The sequence below is a fragment of the Sphingomonas sp. AC449 genome, from assembly GCF_979253475.1.
Genome location: NZ_CEEDCZ010000041.1, coordinates 1 through 293 on the forward strand (window position 1 = coordinate 1; position 293 = coordinate 293).

Annotated in this window: 1 protein-coding gene; it reads left to right on the forward strand. The window is 72.7% G+C overall.

The genetic code is table 11. From position 1 onward, the window contains the following. Window positions 1-293: undecaprenyl-diphosphate phosphatase (locus tag AC0CH3_RS17775; protein WP_465238122.1), on the forward strand; the 293-nt coding region annotated here is incomplete at both ends.

Below are 293 nucleotides of genomic sequence, written 5' to 3' on the forward strand. Positions count from 1 at the left end.
TTCATCCCCGCCGCGGTGATCGGCCTCGCGCTCCATCACTATATCGAGGCGCTGCTCGGCAACGCCGAGGGCGTGGCGATCGCGCTCGTCATCGGCGGCTTCGCCATCCTGGCGGTCGAGCGGTTCGCGCCGCGCCGCGACATCAGCGGCGTCGCGGATATCCCGTTGCGGACGGTCGTCGGGAGCGGCTTTCTCCAGTGCCTTGCGATGATCCCGGGCGTCAGCCGGGCGGGCGCGACGTTCCTCGGCGCGCTCGCGCTCGGGGTCGAGCGGCGCACCGCGGCCGCGTTCAG